This is a genomic window from Burkholderia sp. KBS0801 (assembly GCF_005937855.2).
GTDB lineage: Bacteria > Pseudomonadota > Gammaproteobacteria > Burkholderiales > Burkholderiaceae > Burkholderia > Burkholderia ambifaria.
In genome coordinates, this window is record NZ_CP042179.1 from 561,210 (window position 1) to 576,920 (window position 15,711).

Below are 15,711 nucleotides of genomic sequence, written 5' to 3' on the forward strand. Positions count from 1 at the left end.
AGCCATGTCGAACCCCACCGTTGTCGTCGTGACCGGCGTGTCGTCGGGCATCGGGCGCGCCGCCGCCGAGAAGTTCGCGAAGCGCGGGTGCCGCGTGTTCGGTTACAGCACCGCAACCGCCTTGATCTCGACGATATAACCCGCCGAACCGCCCAGCATGTGCGCGCCGACAGCAGTCCACGCCGGCCGCGGATGCGCATGGAAATAGCGGTCGCGCACCTGCATGAACAGCGGCAGGTCGCGCATGTCGGTATGGAAAGTCGTCAGGTCGACCACGTCGTCGAGCGAAGCGCCGCCGGCCTCCAGCACGCGCTTCAGGTTCTCGAACGCCTTCACGATCTGCGCTTCGCGGCCTTCCACCAGTTGCATCGCGGCGTCACGGCCGATCTGGCCGGACACGTAGACGGTATCGCCGACCTTGATCGCCGGTGCATAGCCGATTTTTTCGTACACGTCTTCCATTCCTGCCGGAATGATCGCTTCGCGTTCGCGCATGAGTGTCTCCGTGGCCGGGCTCGCGGCGCCGGCCGATCATGTGAGTGTCGGATAGCGTGCACGCACGGCTGCGGCGCGTGCACGCATGAAGCACGATTCGGCAAGCAGTGCGCCGCTCAACCCGTATCGCCGCCCGCGACCGGCAGCACCGTGCCGGTGATGTAGCTCGCCTCGTCGGACGCGAGGAACAGGATCGGCGCGATCTGTTCCTCGAGACTGCCGTAGCGCTTGAAGAACGTCGAGTCGGTCACCTGCCGCACCGCTTCGGCCATCCACGCCTGTTCCTGCTCGCTGTCGCCGGCCGCATTGCGCGGCACGCGGCGCGGCGGCGCCGCGGTGCCGCCGGGCGCGGTCGCGACCACGCGGATGTTGTGCTCCGCGTATTCCATCGCGAGCGCCGCGGTCAACGCATTGACGCCGCCCTTCGCGGCCGAGTACGGCACGCGGCGAATTCCGCGCGTCGCGTTCGACGATACGTTGACGATCGTGCCGCCGCCCCCGGCCAGCAGATGCGGCAGCACCGCGTGGCAGCTGTAGAGCGTCGGCATGAGCGAGCGGCGGATTTCCGCGTCGATCTGCGCGGGCTCGAACTCGGCGAACGGCCGCATCCGGATCGCGCCGCCGACGCCGTTGATCAGCACGTCGATCCGGCCGAACGTCGCGACCGCGCACGCCATCGCCGCGTGCGCGCCGTCGTAGGTCTCGAGATCGGCGACGAAGCCGGCCGTGTTTCCGCCCGGCGCTTCGGCGGCCACCTCGGCCACGAATTCCGCACGATCGACGAACAGCACGCGGCCGCCCTCGGCCGCCGCACGCAGCGCGACGCCACGGCCGATGCCCTGCGCCGCGCCGGTGACGACGACGACCTTTCCGGAGAATCGTTGCATGGTCATGCCGCCTTTGCCGTCACGTTGTTCGGCGTGAACTTCTCGTAGTGGAAGCTGTTGGGCTTCACGCCCTGGTCGTCGAAGTACTGGCGCACCGCATCGACCATCGGCGGCGGCCCGCACAGGTAGACGTCCACGTCGCCGTCGTTCAGCGCATCGGCCGGAATGTGCTGCGTGACCCAGCCCTTGCGCGCATGGTTCGACGCCGCATCGGCGACGACGGTCGCGAAGCTGAAGTTCGGCAGCTTCGCCGCATACGCTTCGATCGCGTCGACCAGCACCAGGTCGAGATCGCGCGTCACCCCGTAGATCAGGTGCACCTTCTGCTGCGAGCCGCCGCGCGCGAGCACCTCCAGCATCGACAGGAACGGCGCGAGGCCCGTGCCGCCCGCGAGGAACAGCAGCGGCCGCGCGACGTCGCGCATGTAGAAGCTGCCGAGCGGCCCGTTCAGCTCGAGCGTGTCGCCGGGCGCCGCCGATTCGAGCCACGTGCTCATCACGCCGCCGGGAATCTTCTTGATCAGGAATCCGACCTTCGTGTCGCCCGGCGCGGACGAGAACGAGTACGACCGGTGCTGGCCGCTGCCCGGCACGCCGATGTTCACGTACTGGCCCGGCAGGAACGCCGGCGCGGCCGCGTCGACGTCGAGCTCGAGCACGATCGCCGCGTCGTTGTGCGGCTCGACCTTCGTCACGGTCGCGGCGAACGCGCTGTGGCCGGTCTTGCACGCGACCGACGAGGTCGGCACCGCGATCACGCAATCGCTTTGCGGCACCATCTGGCACGTCAGCACGAGGCCGCCGTCCTTCTCGTCCTCGGTGAGCGCGTCGTCGATGTAGTCGTCGCCGAGGTCGTAGCTGCCGCTTTCCGCGCGGCACTTGCAGGTGCCGCACACGCCGTCGGAGCAGTCCATCGGCAGGTTGATCTTCGCGCGAAACGCGGCGTCGAGCACCTTCTCGCCGGCCTTGCAGTCGATGAAGCGGGTGACCCCGTCCTCGAAGTTCAGTGCAATCTTGTAGGTGGACATGACCTCGTCTCCCTCGGTTACTGTCGAAACAATCGGCGTCAGACGTGATACACGTCGAGCACCTGCCGGATATAGTCGTTCTTCAGCACGATCTTCTTGCTCGAGATCAGCAGCGCGTCGTTCACCCTGCGCAGCGTGACGAACATCGTGCCGAAGTAGTGATCGGTCACGCGGTAGCGATGGTTGAGCGTGTCGAAGTTGTAGCGCACGTCCACCTCGCCGTCGCGCTCGGCCAGCACCTCGACGTTCGTCACGTTGTGGCTGGTGCGCGGCTCGGGCGTCGACGCGCCGCTGCGCTCCGTCTTGATCCGGAACACGCGATCCTCGAGGCCGCCGCGATCCGCGTAGTACATCAGCGAGATCTCGCTTTGCGGATCGTCGGTCGGCCGGTCGTCGTCGTCCCATGCGGGCATCCAGTACGTGACGTCCTCCGTGTAGCAGGTCAGCCACTCGTCCCACTCGCGATCGTCGAGCAGGCGCGCTTCGCGATACAGCGCCGCGCAAATGGTCCGGTAATCGATGTTCATGCCGCCACCTCCGCGCGTTCCTTCTTCAGTGCATCGCGCATCACGTTCACCCAGTGTTCGTGCTGGCACACGAACAGCCCTTCGTCCTCGCTGCGCTCGCCCGAAATGCGCGGGTTCAGCCCCATCTTCTTCGCGTTCTCGTCCGGCCCGTGGATCCACAGCGGCGCGCCGCGCGACAGGTCGTTCCACATCGCCGTGATGCCCGCGTAGCCGGCCTGGCATGCGCGGAATTCCTCGAGATCGTCGGCCGTGCCCATTCCGGTCACGTTGAAGAAATCCTCGTACTGTCGGATCCGCGTCGTACGGTCGGCTTCGCTCTCGCCCTTCGGCGCGAAGCAGAAGATGCTGACTTCGGTCTTGTCGACGCCGAGCGGACGCACCACGCGGATCTGCGTGCTGAACTGGTCCATCAGGAACACGTTCGGGTACACGCACAGGTTGCGCGTCTGGTTCACGATGAAGTCGGCCTGCGCCGCGCCCACGCGCGCCTCGATCTCGTCGCGGTGCCGGTACACGGGCCGCACTTCCGGGTTCATCGTCTTGGTCCACAGCAGGATGTGGCCGTTGTCGAAGCCGTACACGCCCGCGACCGACTTGCTCCAGCTGTTCGCATCGACGGCCTTGGTGCCGTCTTCCTTGCGGCGGCCCATCGTCGCCGCGTAATTCCAGTGCACGGTGCTCACGTGATAGCCGTCGCAGCCGTTCTCCATCTGCATCTTCCAGTTGCCTTCGTAGATGTAGGAGGAGTTGCCGCGCAGCACCTCGAGCCCGTTCGGCGCCTGGTCGACGATCTGGTCGATGATCACGCGCGCCTCGCCGAGGTAGTCCTCGAGCGGCAGCACGTCGTCGCTGAGGCTGCCGAACAGGAAGCCGCGATAGCTCTGGAAGCGCGCGACCTTCTTCAGGTCGTGCGAGCCGTGCGTGTTGAACTGCACCGGATACTCGGTCGTCTTCTCGTCCTTCACCTTCAGCAGCTTGCCGGTGTTCGAGAAGGTCCAGCCGTGGAACGGGCACGTGAAGCTGCCCTTGTTGCCGTGCTTGCGGCGGCACAGCATCGCCCCCTTGTGCGCGCAGGCATTGATCACCGCGTGCAGCTCGCCGGCCTTGTCGCGCGTGATGACGACCGGCTGGCGGCCGATCCACGTCGTGTAGTAATCGTTGTTGTTCGGGATCTGGCTCTCGTGCGCGAGGTACACCCAGTTGCGCTCGAAGATGTGCTTCATCTCGAGCTCGTACAGCGCCTCGTTCGTGAAGATGTCGCGGCGGCAGCGGAACACGCCGGCTTCCTTGTCGTCCTGCACGGCGGTGGCGAGCAGGTGGTCCAGTTCGGTGGTGGGGTCGATCGTGGCGGACATGTTGGTTCCTCCTGTGCGCGTGCCGGGTCCTGCAAGCACGCTCGCATCGGTATCGATTGAATCTCGCGGGAGCCCGGCCGGCGGCGGCGCATGCGCGCCGCCGCGCCGTCGGGCGGTTATGCCGTGGCGGAAGCGCGCAGGCGTTCGACGATCTGGTTGTCCTTGCCCTCGACGCGCGGCGTCAGGACGAAGTTGAACTCGATGTCCTGGTACGCGTCGGCCTTCAGCCCGAGCGCGGCGCCGCCGGTCTTGGCAGTGACGGGCGGAATCAGCTCCTCGCGCGTCGCATACGCGAAGTCATCCCAGATCAGCGGGTCGCCTTCGATGTTGAACTGCGTCGTCAGCTTGCGGTGGCCGTCGCTGGTCACGAAGAAGTGCACGTGCGCCGGGCGGTTGCCGTGACGGCCGAGGCGATCCAGCAGCTGCTGCGTCGCGCCCTGCGGCGGGCAGCCGTAGCCGACCGGCATCAGCGTGCGGAATTCGTACTTGCCGTCCGCGCCCGTCTTCACCGCGCCGCGCAGGTTGAAATCGCTCTGCTTGCCGGTCGGGTCGAAGTGCGAATAGAAGCCGTGCGAGTTCGCGTGCCAGCACTCGACCAGCGCGCCGGCCACCGGCTTGCCGTCGAGCCCCGTGACCGTGCCGTGGATCACGAGCGGGCCCGCGCCTTCGTCCGCGTCGAGATCGATCTTCGCGACGCCGTCGCGCACCGGCGCGCCGGCGACATACAGCGGGCCTTCGATCGTGCGCGGCGTGCCGCCGTCCAGGCCGATCGCCTCGTCCTCGGCGTCCATCCGGATGTCGAGATACTTCTCGAGGCCGAGGCCCGCCGCGAGCAGCGCCGCTTCGCCGTCCTGGCCGAGCTTGTTCAGGTAGTTCACGCCGGCCCACACTTCGTCGGGCGTGATGTCGAGATCGTCGATCGCCTTGAACAGGTCGCCGAGCAGCCGGTGGACGATCTGCTGCGTGCGCGCGTTGCCGGCCTGCGTGCCGTTCGCGCCGTTCGTGCCCGCGTTCGACGCGGCCTTCAGCAGATCCTGCACTTCCTTCGTATCGAAAACTTTGACGCTCATGATGGTGTCTCCACGTGTATTTAGGGGAATCGTGACCCGGGGTGCTCGCTGTCGGAGAACGAGCGGCTCCGTGGCTCAAACGTCGTCGTCGTGTATCGACGACGGGTGGCGACACAACGGCGTCACCGAAATCTTCATGTACGGGAACAGCGGCAGGCCGGTCAGGATGTCGTGCAGCTCGGCGTTGCCCGACACGTCGAACACGCTGTAGTTAGCGTATTCGCCTGCGATGCGCCAGATGTGACGCCACTTGCCGCTGCGCTGAAGCGCCTGCGAGTACGCCTTCTCGCGGGCCTTGATCTCGTCGGCCACCGCGGCCGGCAGGTCGGCCGGCAGGTTGACGTCCATGCGTACGTGGAAAAGCATCGTGATGTCCTGATACGTAATCGGTTAGCGCGGGTTAGCGGGAGACTTTCGTCAGCCCGTCGCGGGTGAAGCGCGCGACCTTCGCTTCGTCGAGTTCGATGCCAAGGCCCGGACCGCTCGGCACGGTCAATTCGAAATCGCTGTAGTCGAGCGGGGTCGTGAGAATTTCTTCGGTGATCAGTAGCGGTCCGAACAATTCGGTGCCCCACTGCAGGTTCGCGAAGCTCGCGAACAGATGCGCGGACGCGACCGTGCTGAACGCGCCTTCGAGCATCGTGCCGCCGTACAGCTCGATGCCGGCCGCATCCGCGATCGCCGCGACGCGCTGCGCGGCAAAGAGGCCGCCGCTCTGCTCGATCTTGATCGCGAACACGTCCGCGCCGTGATGCTTCGCGATCTCGAACGCGCTGTCCGGGCCCTGCAGGATTTCATCGGCCATCAGCGCGACCGGGAAACGGCGCATCAGGCGCGCGAGCGCCGCGGCCGACGCCACCGGCTGCTCGACCAGTTCGCAACCCGCATCGGCCAGCGCCGGAATCGCGCGCGCCGCCTGCGTTTCGCTCCAGGCCATGTTCACGTCGACGCGCACCGATGCGCGCTCGCCGAGCGCCCGCTTGATCTCGGCCACGTGCCGGATGTCGTCGGCGAGCGCCTTCGCGCCGATCTTCAGCTTGAATACGTTGTGACGACGCAGGTCGAGCATCCGCTCGGCCTCGGCGATATCGGTCGCCGTGTTGCCCGATGCGAGCGTCCACGCGACCGGCAGGCGATCGCGCCGGCGACCGCCGAGCAGCTCGCTGACCGGTACGCCCAGGCGCTTGCCGTGCGCGTCGAGCAGCGCGGTTTCGAGCGCGCTCTTCGCGAAGTGATTGACCTTCGCGAGCTTGCCGAGGAACGCCATCAGCGTCTGGATGCGCGTCGCATCGCGGCCGATGACGGCCGGCGCGAGGTACGCGTCGATCGCGAGCTTCATCGCTTCCGGGCTTTCCGGGCCGTAGGCCATCCCGGCGATCGTCGTGCCTTCGCCGAGGCCCGTCACGCCGTCGCTGCAGAGCACCTTCACCAGCATCAGCGTCTGGCCGTGCATGGTGGCGACCGACAGCTTGTGCGGACGGATCGTCGGCAGGTCGACGAGGCGGGTTTCAATGCGTTCGATGGTGATCGGGGACATGGGGTGCGCTGCGTGTGGGGAGTTCATGGAACGGATTTATACGCGGCGGCGAAATGGGGCGTCCAATACTTTTGGGCGCGGTTTTTGATACCTGGGAGGTATTGAAATTGGGTTTTGGGCTCGGAATATTGTGGGGCGCCATACCTTTTTTGCTGGGTATGTAGGCTGGGAGGCTTGCTGGAGCGGGGTTGGGCGTGGGCGGGGTATCGGTTGGGCCGAGGCGCGACGCGGCTACTTTCGGCAGGGGGAAATCCGGCTGAAACGGGTAGCCTGCCTGAGTCGATCAGGGTTTTCCTGAGGGCGAAACGGTGAGGTTCGCCGGGGGCTTCGGCTTCGGCATTCTGTAGCGGGCCTTAATGCGGACTCTCAAACGACTGCCTTCGTCCGCCGCTCGCACAACATCAAATCCCTGCGTTGGTCCCCTGCATGCCCATTTTTGGTGTGACGTTAAAGAAGGCATCGGACGCGGCCGTAAACGCTGTTATGAGAAGAAATCTGATTGTCTGGGGACTAGTCTTCGCGCTGACGGGCTGCGCAAGTTGGTGTGACGACAGCGCAGACAAGGAGAAGTGCCTGAACCGAGTGCACGTGGCTCAAGCTGTCGGCGTGGTGGCGCTTGTCGTCACGGCGGCGGTCGTGGCAGCGAAGGCGGGAGGCGGCGGGACTAGCGGCAATTACCCGGGAAACTGTCAATACGACTGGCAAACCGCCGCAGATGGATCCCGTTGCGGCGGGCGCTCTGCGGAGTCACGCCCGGGCGGCTACTGACGCAAAAAGGTGAAGGCACGCACACATCGACCAATTAGCGCGAATGACCGCCCGCACGAACGCACGAACTATTCCGGCCTTCACGGTTGTCTCAAAGACCCTTGTATCCGGCAAGCGGCCGTCGTGCCAATGCATGCCTGAGAGACCGCTCAGCGCCGGAACTTGTCTCGTGCGTGCAGCCGGGCCGAGAACAGCCATCCCGCCATCGTTTTGCTCAGACACCCAGACGGTCGGCTCACGTCGGATTTCGGTCTCGTTACGAAAGCACCAAAGCTTCGTCGGAAGGAAGCGGTCATTGACGCTCACTTACCGTGACCGGGACGATTTTCTCTAGTTTGTCCAGCAACAGCTCCTTTTGCTGCTCCGGGAGCTTGACCAGGCTCGGATACATGTTAATCAAGGCCAGCCGTTGCGATGCCGACCTGGATGGCAGCAGCATGAGCAACCCCGCTCTCTCACGGTCGGACAGCGATGACAGATGCGGTAGCGCGCTGAGTTGCAACATCTTGGCAGAGCCTGTTGACGGCACGGGAGGTTCGTCCACCACTCCCAACGGTGCCGATTTTTCCCCTCCTGGCGGCGTGCCTTGCGCCGCCAATGGGCCCAGTCCCGACGAAGCTTGCTGCGGGGCTGCCGTTGACGGTGGAGCGGAATCCCCTCCGCCGCATCCGGTGATCAGCAGACTAAACAGCAGCATCGACCGAGCGTGCAAAAAATAGCGCGCTGCATGTGGGACATGCCACGCGCGGCAACCAAGGTGAACATCGTGTTGCATGACCAAGGATCCGATGATTCAGGAAAAGTGGGCGTTGCACCGTACGAAATGACGGTACCAGTAGTCGCCGCCGATTGCAGACGTGCCAGCGGATGCTGGCACGTCCATCCCTATGGCTTAGGGCGTTCCCGCTAATGTCGGGGTCTTCCCGTTCAGTGGAATGTGCCGAAGCCTGTGCCAAAGTCAATCAAGGGCCCACGAGGCTGAAATAAGGCCCGCTGAAGCCCGCGAAGGTGATCGTATAGACGTAATTCGCGAGGGTGGGGCCCGCGGTAAGCTGCTTGGTCCAGTTCCCGTTGGGGCAACTGGCATTGGCAAGTAACTGTTGCGCGGTCGGCGCCACCACGCCGAGCGGCGGCACGACGATTTGCCCGTTCTTGGACGCGGTCAGCTTTCCCGACGAAGCAGCATCCGTGACCTGCGTCTTCACGTCAACGACCTGACCGCCATGGTTGGTGCACTGCACGGTGCCCGAGTAAGTCGCCGACAGGTTCGCTGTCGCATTCGTATGGCCGATCCCCCCGATGGTAGTCCCGGTACAACTGACATCCAGAGTGGATTGATCTACGGTGCATACCGGCGCGGCAGTTGCAAAATGTGCTCCACTGGGCCCATCGGCGGCATTGGTTTCGGCCCATGCCGCGGGAGCGACCAGCACCGCTGTCAATGCAATCAAAGCGAGATTCTTCATGCTTGTTCTCCAAGAAGCTATTGATAAATAACCGGCTTGCTAATTGCCTTTTTTCTCCTTTCATCAGATAAAAGAAGCACCGATCCATCACCTTTTTGTCGGTGAGTGTTTCGACACAATCCCGCAATCAAATATCGTGATATAAAATACGCGTCGAGAATGTTTTCACGAAAATGAGCCGCGTTTGGTCTCTCTCTTGAATCGCTTTACGCACTCAGGGCAGTGCTCATCGTCGGACCTTTGTAGCGCACCTTACCGCGACCTGACTGATCGTCGACCACGCGAAAAGGATGCTCGCCCCCGCCTGGATCTCGCCTTGCTTTGTTCCGCAATAGTCAGCAGACACATCAAAGCCATGGCGAAAATCTCGCTTCATATTAATAATATTCACTTCGGAATTTCATTGGCTTTGCCAATCAATGATTAGAAAGTATAGAAAAATAAAAGCAACGAACTATAAATTTCTTTCTTGCCTGGGGAAGTTTCGCGCTCCATCTTGGCGCATAACCCACGTGCAACCCGACCTATACTTTGAAGATTTGCAGCACTGCAGGTCGGCATTCACTTATTATTAATAGAAGAATGACGAAGCGTATATTTTCACAATTATCGAAGCTGCGAATAAGTTCGCGTTTGAGTTGCACGTAATACACGCTATGTCGACGATGCAGTCGCAGAGGTGACGCCTTATTCAACGTCCGGAGAGGATCCGGTACTAGCCATTGTCGTCAACACGCGTCGGAAGACGGCTTCGGGTCGGTAACCACCCATCCCGGAAGCGCGAGCGTCGTTCTGAGCACAGGTTTACGCATTGAGCTATGTCACACATGCCGCAAGTACCGCTGCACCCGTAATCCCCCAGTGTCATCAGCCGGCGTGCGGCAACAACCGCGCAACGACTGTTCAGTTTCCGCACACATAACCACAAACGCACCCCGCTCCGCGCAGGCCCGCCGGGTGCGAACAAACCCGTATAGCCCCGTTTCGCCGCCCCTGCCTACCCTCGCCCGCATGCCGGTCGACACCCAAGCCCCCAAGCAACACCCGATCCGGCCGATCCGAATGTCCTCAGGAGCGTAAATGGATAGCAGCACCAGCACCAACACCGCACTGTTCGACGCCGACGTCTGGCGCGGCAAGACTTTCAACGGACACTGGCACGCGAGCGCGCACGCCGCCGACGTGATCGAACCGGCGACCGGCAACACGCTCGGCCGCATCGGCCTCGCCGACAGCACAGCCATCGCCGACGCGTCGGCCGCCGCGCATCGCGCGCAGCCCGCATGGTTCGGCCTGCCGTACGACGAGCGCGCGGCGGTCCTGCGCCGCGCGGCGGCCGTCGCCGAAACGCACTTCGATGCGATCGTCGACTGGCTCGTGCGCGAAAGCGGCTCGACGCGCGCGAAGGCGTCGTTCGAAACGTCGGTCACGATCAAGGCACTGCACGAAGCGGCCGGGTTGCCGTCGCGCGCGGCCGGCGAGGTGCTGCCGTCGGCGGCCGGTCGGCTGTCGCTCGCGCGTCGCCGCCCGCGCGGCGTGGTCGGCGTGATCTCGCCATTCAACTTCCCGCTGTACCTCGCGATGCGCGCGGTCGCGCCGGCGCTCGCGCTCGGCAACGCCGTCGTGCTGAAGCCGGATCCACGTACCGCCGTGTGCGGCGGCGTCGCGATCGCGCGCGTATTCGAGCTCGCCGGCTTGCCGGCAGGCGTGTTGCACGTGCTGCCCGGCGATGGCGCGGCCGGTGCCGCGCTGGTCGCCGATCCGCATGTCGCGATGATCCAGTTCACCGGCTCCACCGCGGCCGGGCGCAAGGTCGGCGAAGCAGCGGGCCGCCATCTGAAGAAGGTGTCGCTGGAACTCGGCGGCAAGAATTCGCTGATCGTGCTCGACGATGCCGACCTCGACCGCGCGGTCGCGAACACCGCATGGGGCGCGTATCTGCATCAAGGCCAGATCTGCATGGCAACCGGCCGCGTGCTCGTGCAGCGCGCGATTCACGACCGCTTCGTCGCGAAGCTCGTCGAGAAGGCGCAAAGCCTGCGTGTCGGCGATCCGGCCAGCGGCGACGTCGGCCTCGGCCCGCTGATCAACGCCGCGCAACGCGACCATGCGGCGAGCGTGGTCGACGCGGCTCGTCGCGCCGGCGCACGCGTCGAGACGGGCGGCGGCCATCGCGACCTGTTCTTCGAGCCGACCGTGCTGAGCGGCGTCGCGCCGGGCAATCCGGCGTTCGACGAGGAAATCTTCGGGCCGGTCGCGATCGTCGTGCCGTTCGATACCGACGAAGACGCGATCGCGCTCGCGAACCGCACCGAATACGGGCTGTCGATGGCGATCCTGTCCGCCGACGTCGGCCGTGCGCTGAGGATCGGCGAGCGGCTGAACACCGGACTGCTGCACATCAACGACCAGACGGTCAACGACGAAGCGATCAACCCGTTCGGCGGCGTCGGCGCATCGGGCAATGGCTCGAGCATCGGCGGTGCGGCAAACTGGGAAGAATTCACGCAGTGGCAATGGCTGACGATCAAGGGCGAAGCGCCGCTGTATCCGATTTGACGAGGAAACCGACCATGTATACCGAAAACGATACGCGCGCCGTCACCGCGGCCGTCGCCCGCGCCGCCGGCGCGCCCTTCTCGATCGAACCGGCCCGGATCCGCGCGCCGCGCGGCGACGAGGTGCTGGTGCGCGTCGTCGCGACAGGCCTGTGCCACACCGACCTGATCGTGCGCGACCAGTACTATCCGGTGCCGCTGCCGGCCGTGCTCGGTCATGAAGGCGCCGGCGTGGTCGAAGCCGTCGGCCCGAACGTGAAGACGCTCGCCGCCGGCGATCACGTCGTGCTCACCTACGGCGCGTGCGGCCATTGCGCGTCGTGCGCCGGCGGTCACGGCGCGTATTGCCGGCAGTTCTTCGCGCTGAACTTCGGCGGTGCCGATGCCGACGGACAGACGGCCCTCCGCGACGCAGCCGGCGAACCGCTGCACGATCATTTCTTCGCGCAGTCGTCGTTCGCGAGCTACGCGCTCGCGCGCGAGAACAACGCGATCAAGGTGCCGAAGGAAGCGCCGCTCGAACTGCTCGGCCCGCTCGGCTGCGGCATCCAGACCGGCGCGGGCGCGGTAATCAATTCGCTGGCGGTACGCACGGGCAGCAGCTTCGCGAGCTTCGGCGCCGGCGCGGTCGGGATGAGCGCCGTGATGGCCGCGCGTATCGCCGGCGCGACGACCATCATCGCCGTCGACATCGTGCCGTCGCGGCTCGCGCTGGCGCTGGAGCTCGGCGCGACGCACGCGATCAACGGCAAGGAAGTCGACGTCGTCGACGCGATCCGCGAGATCACCGGCGGCGGCGTCGACTACGCGCTCGAATCGACCGGGCTGCCGGCCGTGCTGTCGCAAGGGATCGACGCGCTCGGCTCGCGCGGCACGATGGGCGTGGTCGGCGCGCCGAAGCTCGGCACGAAGGCCGAATTCGACGTGAACAGCCTGCTGCTCGGCGGCCACACGATCCGCGGAATCGTCGAAGGCGACAGCGTGCCGCAGACCTTCATTCCGCAACTCGTGCAGCTGCATCTGCAAGGCCGGTTCCCCTTCGACCGGTTGGTGAAGTTCTATCCGCTCGAGCAGATCAACCAGGCCGCCGCGGACAGCAGCAGCGGCATCACGCTCAAACCGATCCTGCGGTTGCCGCATTGAGCGCGTGGCGCCGCCGGCGGCACCCCGATGCAAATCGGCGGCACGCGGCGTGCACCCTTGCACGGCACGACGATACCCCGCTTCGGGCGCCGGGCTATATTACGCATTCGCGCGACACGCCGGCCGGCATGCCCGGCCCGGCCATTCGACCCACATGGAGCGCATGTGTGAATACAGCCCCTGAATCTCCTGCACGGCTGGTCGATCTCGACCGGCTCCGAGCCCGGTTCGCGGCGGGCGAGCCGCTGCCCGAAACGGCGTTGCCGGCCAGCGTCGCGCGCTCGTGGCTGCGTTCGCGCGACGCCGGGCTGCGGCCATGGCAACACGCCCGCTATGAAATGCAGCGCGAGCTCGACGAATCGCGCGCGGACCGGCGGCTCTACCGTTGCGTCGCGCAGGAAATCGAGCCGCTGTGGGCGGCGTTCGGCGGCCGCGAGTGGACGATCTTCTGCGTCAATCCGCGCGGCACGATCGTGCATGCGCGGCGCAGCCCGCAATGCGACGACGCGCTGCTGACGCCGATCGTGGCCGGCCGCCGGATCGTCGAACCGAACATCGGCACGACCGCGCCGAGCTGCGTGATTCACGACGGCGCCGAGGCCGTCGTCGCGGGCGCCCAGCACTATCTCGACGAGTTCTCGCGGGTATTCTGCCTCGCGGTGCCGCTGGTCGGCCTCGACGGTGAAGTGATCGGCGCGCTCGACATCACCGGCATCGGCCGGCGCAACGTCGTGCAGCTGCGCGAGCAGTTCCGGCACGCGGCGCTGTCCGCCGAGCAGCGGCTGTATGCGATGTTGCGCGACTGCCATCTGCTGCAGGTCCAGCACGATCCGCGCTGGCTCGGCACGCCGCTCGCCGGCGTCATCGCGCTCGACGGAGCGGGCCGCGTGCGCGCGGTGAGCCGGCTTGCCCGGCAGATGCTCGATCTCGCGCCCGCAGGGCCGGTCGCGCCGTACGACCTGCGGCAACTGTTTCCCGGCGCGACGCCCGCGCAACAGCGTCGTTTGCTGACACCGGCGCGCACGCCGCAGCGAATCGCGCGCGACGATGGTAGCCACGTATGGGTGCGCACGCTGCGCGCGCCGCTCGATCGGGCGACGACGGCGCGCCATGCCGATGTGCTCGAAGACGCCGCCGATGTATGCACCGCGGCGGCGGCCGCCAGCCCGCAGGCAAGCCTGCACGAACAGTCGCTCGAAGCCATCCGCCGCGCGCTCCGCGAACACGACGGCAATGTGTCGGCGGCCGCGCGGCAACTCGGCATTTCACGCACGACGCTGTACGCGAAGCTCAGGCGGCTCGAAGCTGCGGGGATCGGGACTGACGGGCTGCATTGACGCGGCGTGCAACGTGCGGCGTGCGGCGTGCGGCGATGGGCATGAACCGACGGCGGCCACGCCATCGCCCTGCCCGATTCCTTGCGAACCCGATCGCCGCCGTCGCATCCCCCGTCGCGAATGGCTTGCTCGGATCTCCGCCGGGTCATCGCGAACCCGCTGCCGCGATCGTCGAGCGTGACAGGTCGATGCCGCCATTGCGGCGTGATCGTCGATCGCCGACGCGACGGAGAATCGACCCGCTACGCCACCGCCCGCCGCTCATGCAGCCGCAACGCGGCCCACGCGATCCCGGCCGAGAAGATCCCGACCACCCCGCCGAACGTGCCGATCCACGGCAGCCCGAACGCCCCGGCGATATGGTTGCCGAGCAGCGCGCCGGCGCCGATCCCGACGTTGTACAGCCCGGAAAATATCGACACGGCGAGATCGGTCGCCTCGGGCGCCAGCTTCAGCACCCACGCCTGCATCGCGAGACCGAAGCAGACGATCGCGCCGCCCCACACCAGCGTGTGAACGGACAGCGTGACGATGTTCAGCGCGCTCGGGAACAGAATCAGCAGACAGGCCGACAACGCGATGATCGACGCGAGCAGGAAATCGGCCGGCCGCTCCGGAAACACGCGATTGAAGCAGAGCGCGGCCGGCACGCCGGCGACGCCGAACAGGATCAGCACGTAGGTAATCCGGCTGCTGCTCGCATGATTGACGCTCTGCACGAACGGCTCGATGTACGTATACGACGTGAAGTGCGCGGAGATCACCAGCACGGTGATCGCGTACAGCGCCACCAGCGCCGGCTTGCGCAGGAACGTGCCGATGCTCGCGAGCGAGCCGGCGCCCTGGCTGGGGAGCGTCGGCAGCGTCATGCGCAGCGCGAGCAATGCGACGGCCGCCGCGCCGCCGATCACGAGGAACGTGACGCGCCAGCCGAGCGCCTCGCCGATCACGCGCCCGAGCGGAATGCCGGCGACCATCGCGGTCGCCGTGCCCATCGCGAGCAGGCCGAGCGCGCGGCTTTTGCGGTCGCTCGGCGCGAGCCGCACGGCCAGCGGGACGGAAATCGACCAGAACACCGCATGCGCGCACGCGATGCCGAGCCGGCCGAGCATCAGCACCGTGAAATTCCACGCGACGCCGGTGAGGACATGGCTGCCGATGAACACCAGCAGCGCGCAGCTCAGCAGCTTGCGGCGCTCGACGTGACGCGTGACGAACGTCAGCGGCAGCGACACGACGGCGACGGCCCACGCGTAGATCGTCAGCATCAGGCCGACGGCGGTCGGCTGCATCTGCAGGCTGTCGCCGATCGCGCTCAGCAGCGCGACGGGCACGAATTCGGTGGTATTGAAGATGAAGGCAGTGAGTGCCAGGGCCAGAACGCCCCACCACGACTGTTCGGAACTGACGGCGTCCGGGGTTGCCATACGGGAATTCGACGAAGGTTGGCGGCGCGGGCAGCCGGCCCGGCGCATCGGCGCGATTGTACCAGCGGCGCTTGAAACGCCGCTGCCGGCCGCGATGCGCGAACACGGCGATG

The 15,711-nt window shown here is 65.8% G+C and carries 14 protein-coding genes and 1 pseudogene; 4 read left to right on the forward strand and 11 right to left on the reverse strand.

What is annotated here, in order from left to right:
- Window positions 1-4 precede the first annotated feature (4 nt).
- Window positions 5-103: pseudogene (locus FFI87_RS32070) on the forward strand (SDR family NAD(P)-dependent oxidoreductase); the annotation flags it as partial.
- Here the strand turns inward: FFI87_RS32070 and FFI87_RS32075 are convergent.
- The 10 genes from FFI87_RS32075 to FFI87_RS32125 all read right to left on the reverse strand — a co-directional run bounded on the left by FFI87_RS32075 (window position 103) and on the right by FFI87_RS32125 (window position 9,133).
- Complete coding sequence (locus FFI87_RS32075) at window positions 103-495, reverse strand: RidA family protein (protein ID WP_138850485.1); 393 nt, start codon at window positions 493-495, stop codon at window positions 103-105. The pseudogene FFI87_RS32070 and the gene FFI87_RS32075 overlap by 1 nt on opposite strands.
- Before the next feature lie 116 nt (window positions 496-611).
- The gene (gene benD / locus FFI87_RS32080) at window positions 612-1,388 is read right to left on the reverse strand and encodes a benzoate diol dehydrogenase BenD (protein WP_041490267.1); all 777 of its coding nucleotides are present in this window, start codon (window positions 1,386-1,388) and stop codon (window positions 612-614) included.
- Entirely contained in the window at window positions 1,385-2,410 is a 1,026-nt protein-coding gene (gene benC / locus FFI87_RS32085) for a benzoate 1,2-dioxygenase electron transfer component BenC (RefSeq protein WP_138850486.1), read from the reverse strand. The genes benD and benC overlap by 4 nt, the downstream gene beginning before the upstream one ends.
- A 38-nt stretch (window positions 2,411-2,448) precedes the next feature.
- On the reverse strand, window positions 2,449-2,937 hold the full coding sequence (gene benB, locus FFI87_RS32090; RefSeq protein ID WP_138850487.1) for a benzoate 1,2-dioxygenase small subunit: 489 nt from the start codon (window positions 2,935-2,937) through the stop codon (window positions 2,449-2,451).
- The gene (locus FFI87_RS32095) at window positions 2,934-4,292 is read right to left on the reverse strand and encodes a Rieske 2Fe-2S domain-containing protein (protein ID WP_138850488.1); all 1,359 of its coding nucleotides are present in this window, start codon (window positions 4,290-4,292) and stop codon (window positions 2,934-2,936) included. Before FFI87_RS32095 ends, benB begins: the two co-directional genes overlap by 4 nt.
- A 116-nt stretch (window positions 4,293-4,408) precedes the next feature.
- Entirely contained in the window at window positions 4,409-5,362 is a 954-nt protein-coding gene (gene catA, locus FFI87_RS32100; RefSeq protein ID WP_138850489.1) for a catechol 1,2-dioxygenase, read from the reverse strand.
- Between the two features lie 75 nt (window positions 5,363-5,437).
- Window positions 5,438-5,728: a muconolactone Delta-isomerase gene (gene catC, locus FFI87_RS32105; protein WP_011661452.1), complete on the reverse strand. Its 291-nt coding sequence runs from the start codon at window positions 5,726-5,728 to the stop codon at window positions 5,438-5,440.
- 34 nt (window positions 5,729-5,762) lie between these two features.
- A complete protein-coding gene (locus FFI87_RS32110; protein WP_012372620.1) occupies window positions 5,763-6,899 on the reverse strand; it encodes a muconate/chloromuconate family cycloisomerase in 1,137 nt (378 codons plus the stop codon).
- Between the two features lie 1,060 nt (window positions 6,900-7,959).
- Complete coding sequence (locus FFI87_RS35120; protein WP_229203034.1) at window positions 7,960-8,442, reverse strand: hypothetical protein; 483 nt, start codon at window positions 8,440-8,442, stop codon at window positions 7,960-7,962.
- 187 nt (window positions 8,443-8,629) lie between these two features.
- A complete protein-coding gene (locus tag FFI87_RS32125; protein WP_012372622.1) occupies window positions 8,630-9,133 on the reverse strand; it encodes a hypothetical protein in 504 nt (167 codons plus the stop codon).
- Between the two features lie 1,080 nt (window positions 9,134-10,213).
- On the opposite strand from FFI87_RS32125, the gene FFI87_RS32130 reads away from it, so the two are divergent.
- The 3 genes from FFI87_RS32130 to FFI87_RS32140 all read left to right on the forward strand — a co-directional run bounded on the left by FFI87_RS32130 (window position 10,214) and on the right by FFI87_RS32140 (window position 14,171).
- Window positions 10,214-11,692 (forward strand): benzaldehyde dehydrogenase, encoded by a 1,479-nt coding sequence (locus FFI87_RS32130; protein WP_138850490.1) that lies wholly within the window; start codon window positions 10,214-10,216, stop codon window positions 11,690-11,692.
- 14 nt (window positions 11,693-11,706) lie between these two features.
- On the forward strand, window positions 11,707-12,834 hold the full coding sequence (locus FFI87_RS32135) for an NAD(P)-dependent alcohol dehydrogenase (protein WP_138850491.1): 1,128 nt from the start codon (window positions 11,707-11,709) through the stop codon (window positions 12,832-12,834).
- 167 nt (window positions 12,835-13,001) lie between these two features.
- A complete protein-coding gene (locus FFI87_RS32140) occupies window positions 13,002-14,171 on the forward strand; it encodes a helix-turn-helix domain-containing protein (RefSeq protein WP_138850492.1) in 1,170 nt (389 codons plus the stop codon).
- Window positions 14,172-14,413: 242 nt separating this feature from the next.
- On the opposite strand, the gene FFI87_RS32145 is transcribed toward FFI87_RS32140, so the two are convergent.
- Complete coding sequence (locus FFI87_RS32145) at window positions 14,414-15,598, reverse strand: sugar transporter (RefSeq protein ID WP_012372626.1); 1,185 nt, start codon at window positions 15,596-15,598, stop codon at window positions 14,414-14,416.
- Between the last annotated feature and the right edge of the window lie 113 nt (window positions 15,599-15,711).

Bases quoted from the DNA above. Each gene is read 5' to 3' on its own strand.
- FFI87_RS32075 (WP_138850485.1), bottom strand. From the start codon at position 495: ATGCGCGAACGCGAAGCGATCATTCCGGCAGGAATGGAAGACGTGTAC.
- benD (WP_041490267.1), bottom strand. From the start codon at position 1,388: ATGACCATGCAACGATTCTCCGGAAAGGTCGTCGTCGTCACCGGCGCG.
- benC (WP_138850486.1), bottom strand. From the start codon at position 2,410: ATGTCCACCTACAAGATTGCACTGAACTTCGAGGACGGGGTCACCCGC.
- benB (WP_138850487.1), bottom strand. From the start codon at position 2,937: ATGAACATCGATTACCGGACCATTTGCGCGGCGCTGTATCGCGAAGCG.
- FFI87_RS32095 (WP_138850488.1), bottom strand. From the start codon at position 4,292: ATGTCCGCCACGATCGACCCCACCACCGAACTGGACCACCTGCTCGCC.
- catA (WP_138850489.1), bottom strand. From the start codon at position 5,362: ATGAGCGTCAAAGTTTTCGATACGAAGGAAGTGCAGGATCTGCTGAAG.
- catC (WP_011661452.1), bottom strand. From the start codon at position 5,728: ATGCTTTTCCACGTACGCATGGACGTCAACCTGCCGGCCGACCTGCCG.
- FFI87_RS32110 (WP_012372620.1), bottom strand. From the start codon at position 6,899: ATGTCCCCGATCACCATCGAACGCATTGAAACCCGCCTCGTCGACCTG.
- FFI87_RS35120 (WP_229203034.1), bottom strand. From the start codon at position 8,442: ATGCAACACGATGTTCACCTTGGTTGCCGCGCGTGGCATGTCCCACAT.
- FFI87_RS32125 (WP_012372622.1), bottom strand. From the start codon at position 9,133: ATGAAGAATCTCGCTTTGATTGCATTGACAGCGGTGCTGGTCGCTCCC.
- FFI87_RS32130 (WP_138850490.1), top strand. From the start codon at position 10,214: ATGGATAGCAGCACCAGCACCAACACCGCACTGTTCGACGCCGACGTC.
- FFI87_RS32135 (WP_138850491.1), top strand. From the start codon at position 11,707: ATGTATACCGAAAACGATACGCGCGCCGTCACCGCGGCCGTCGCCCGC.
- FFI87_RS32145 (WP_012372626.1), bottom strand. From the start codon at position 15,598: ATGGCAACCCCGGACGCCGTCAGTTCCGAACAGTCGTGGTGGGGCGTT.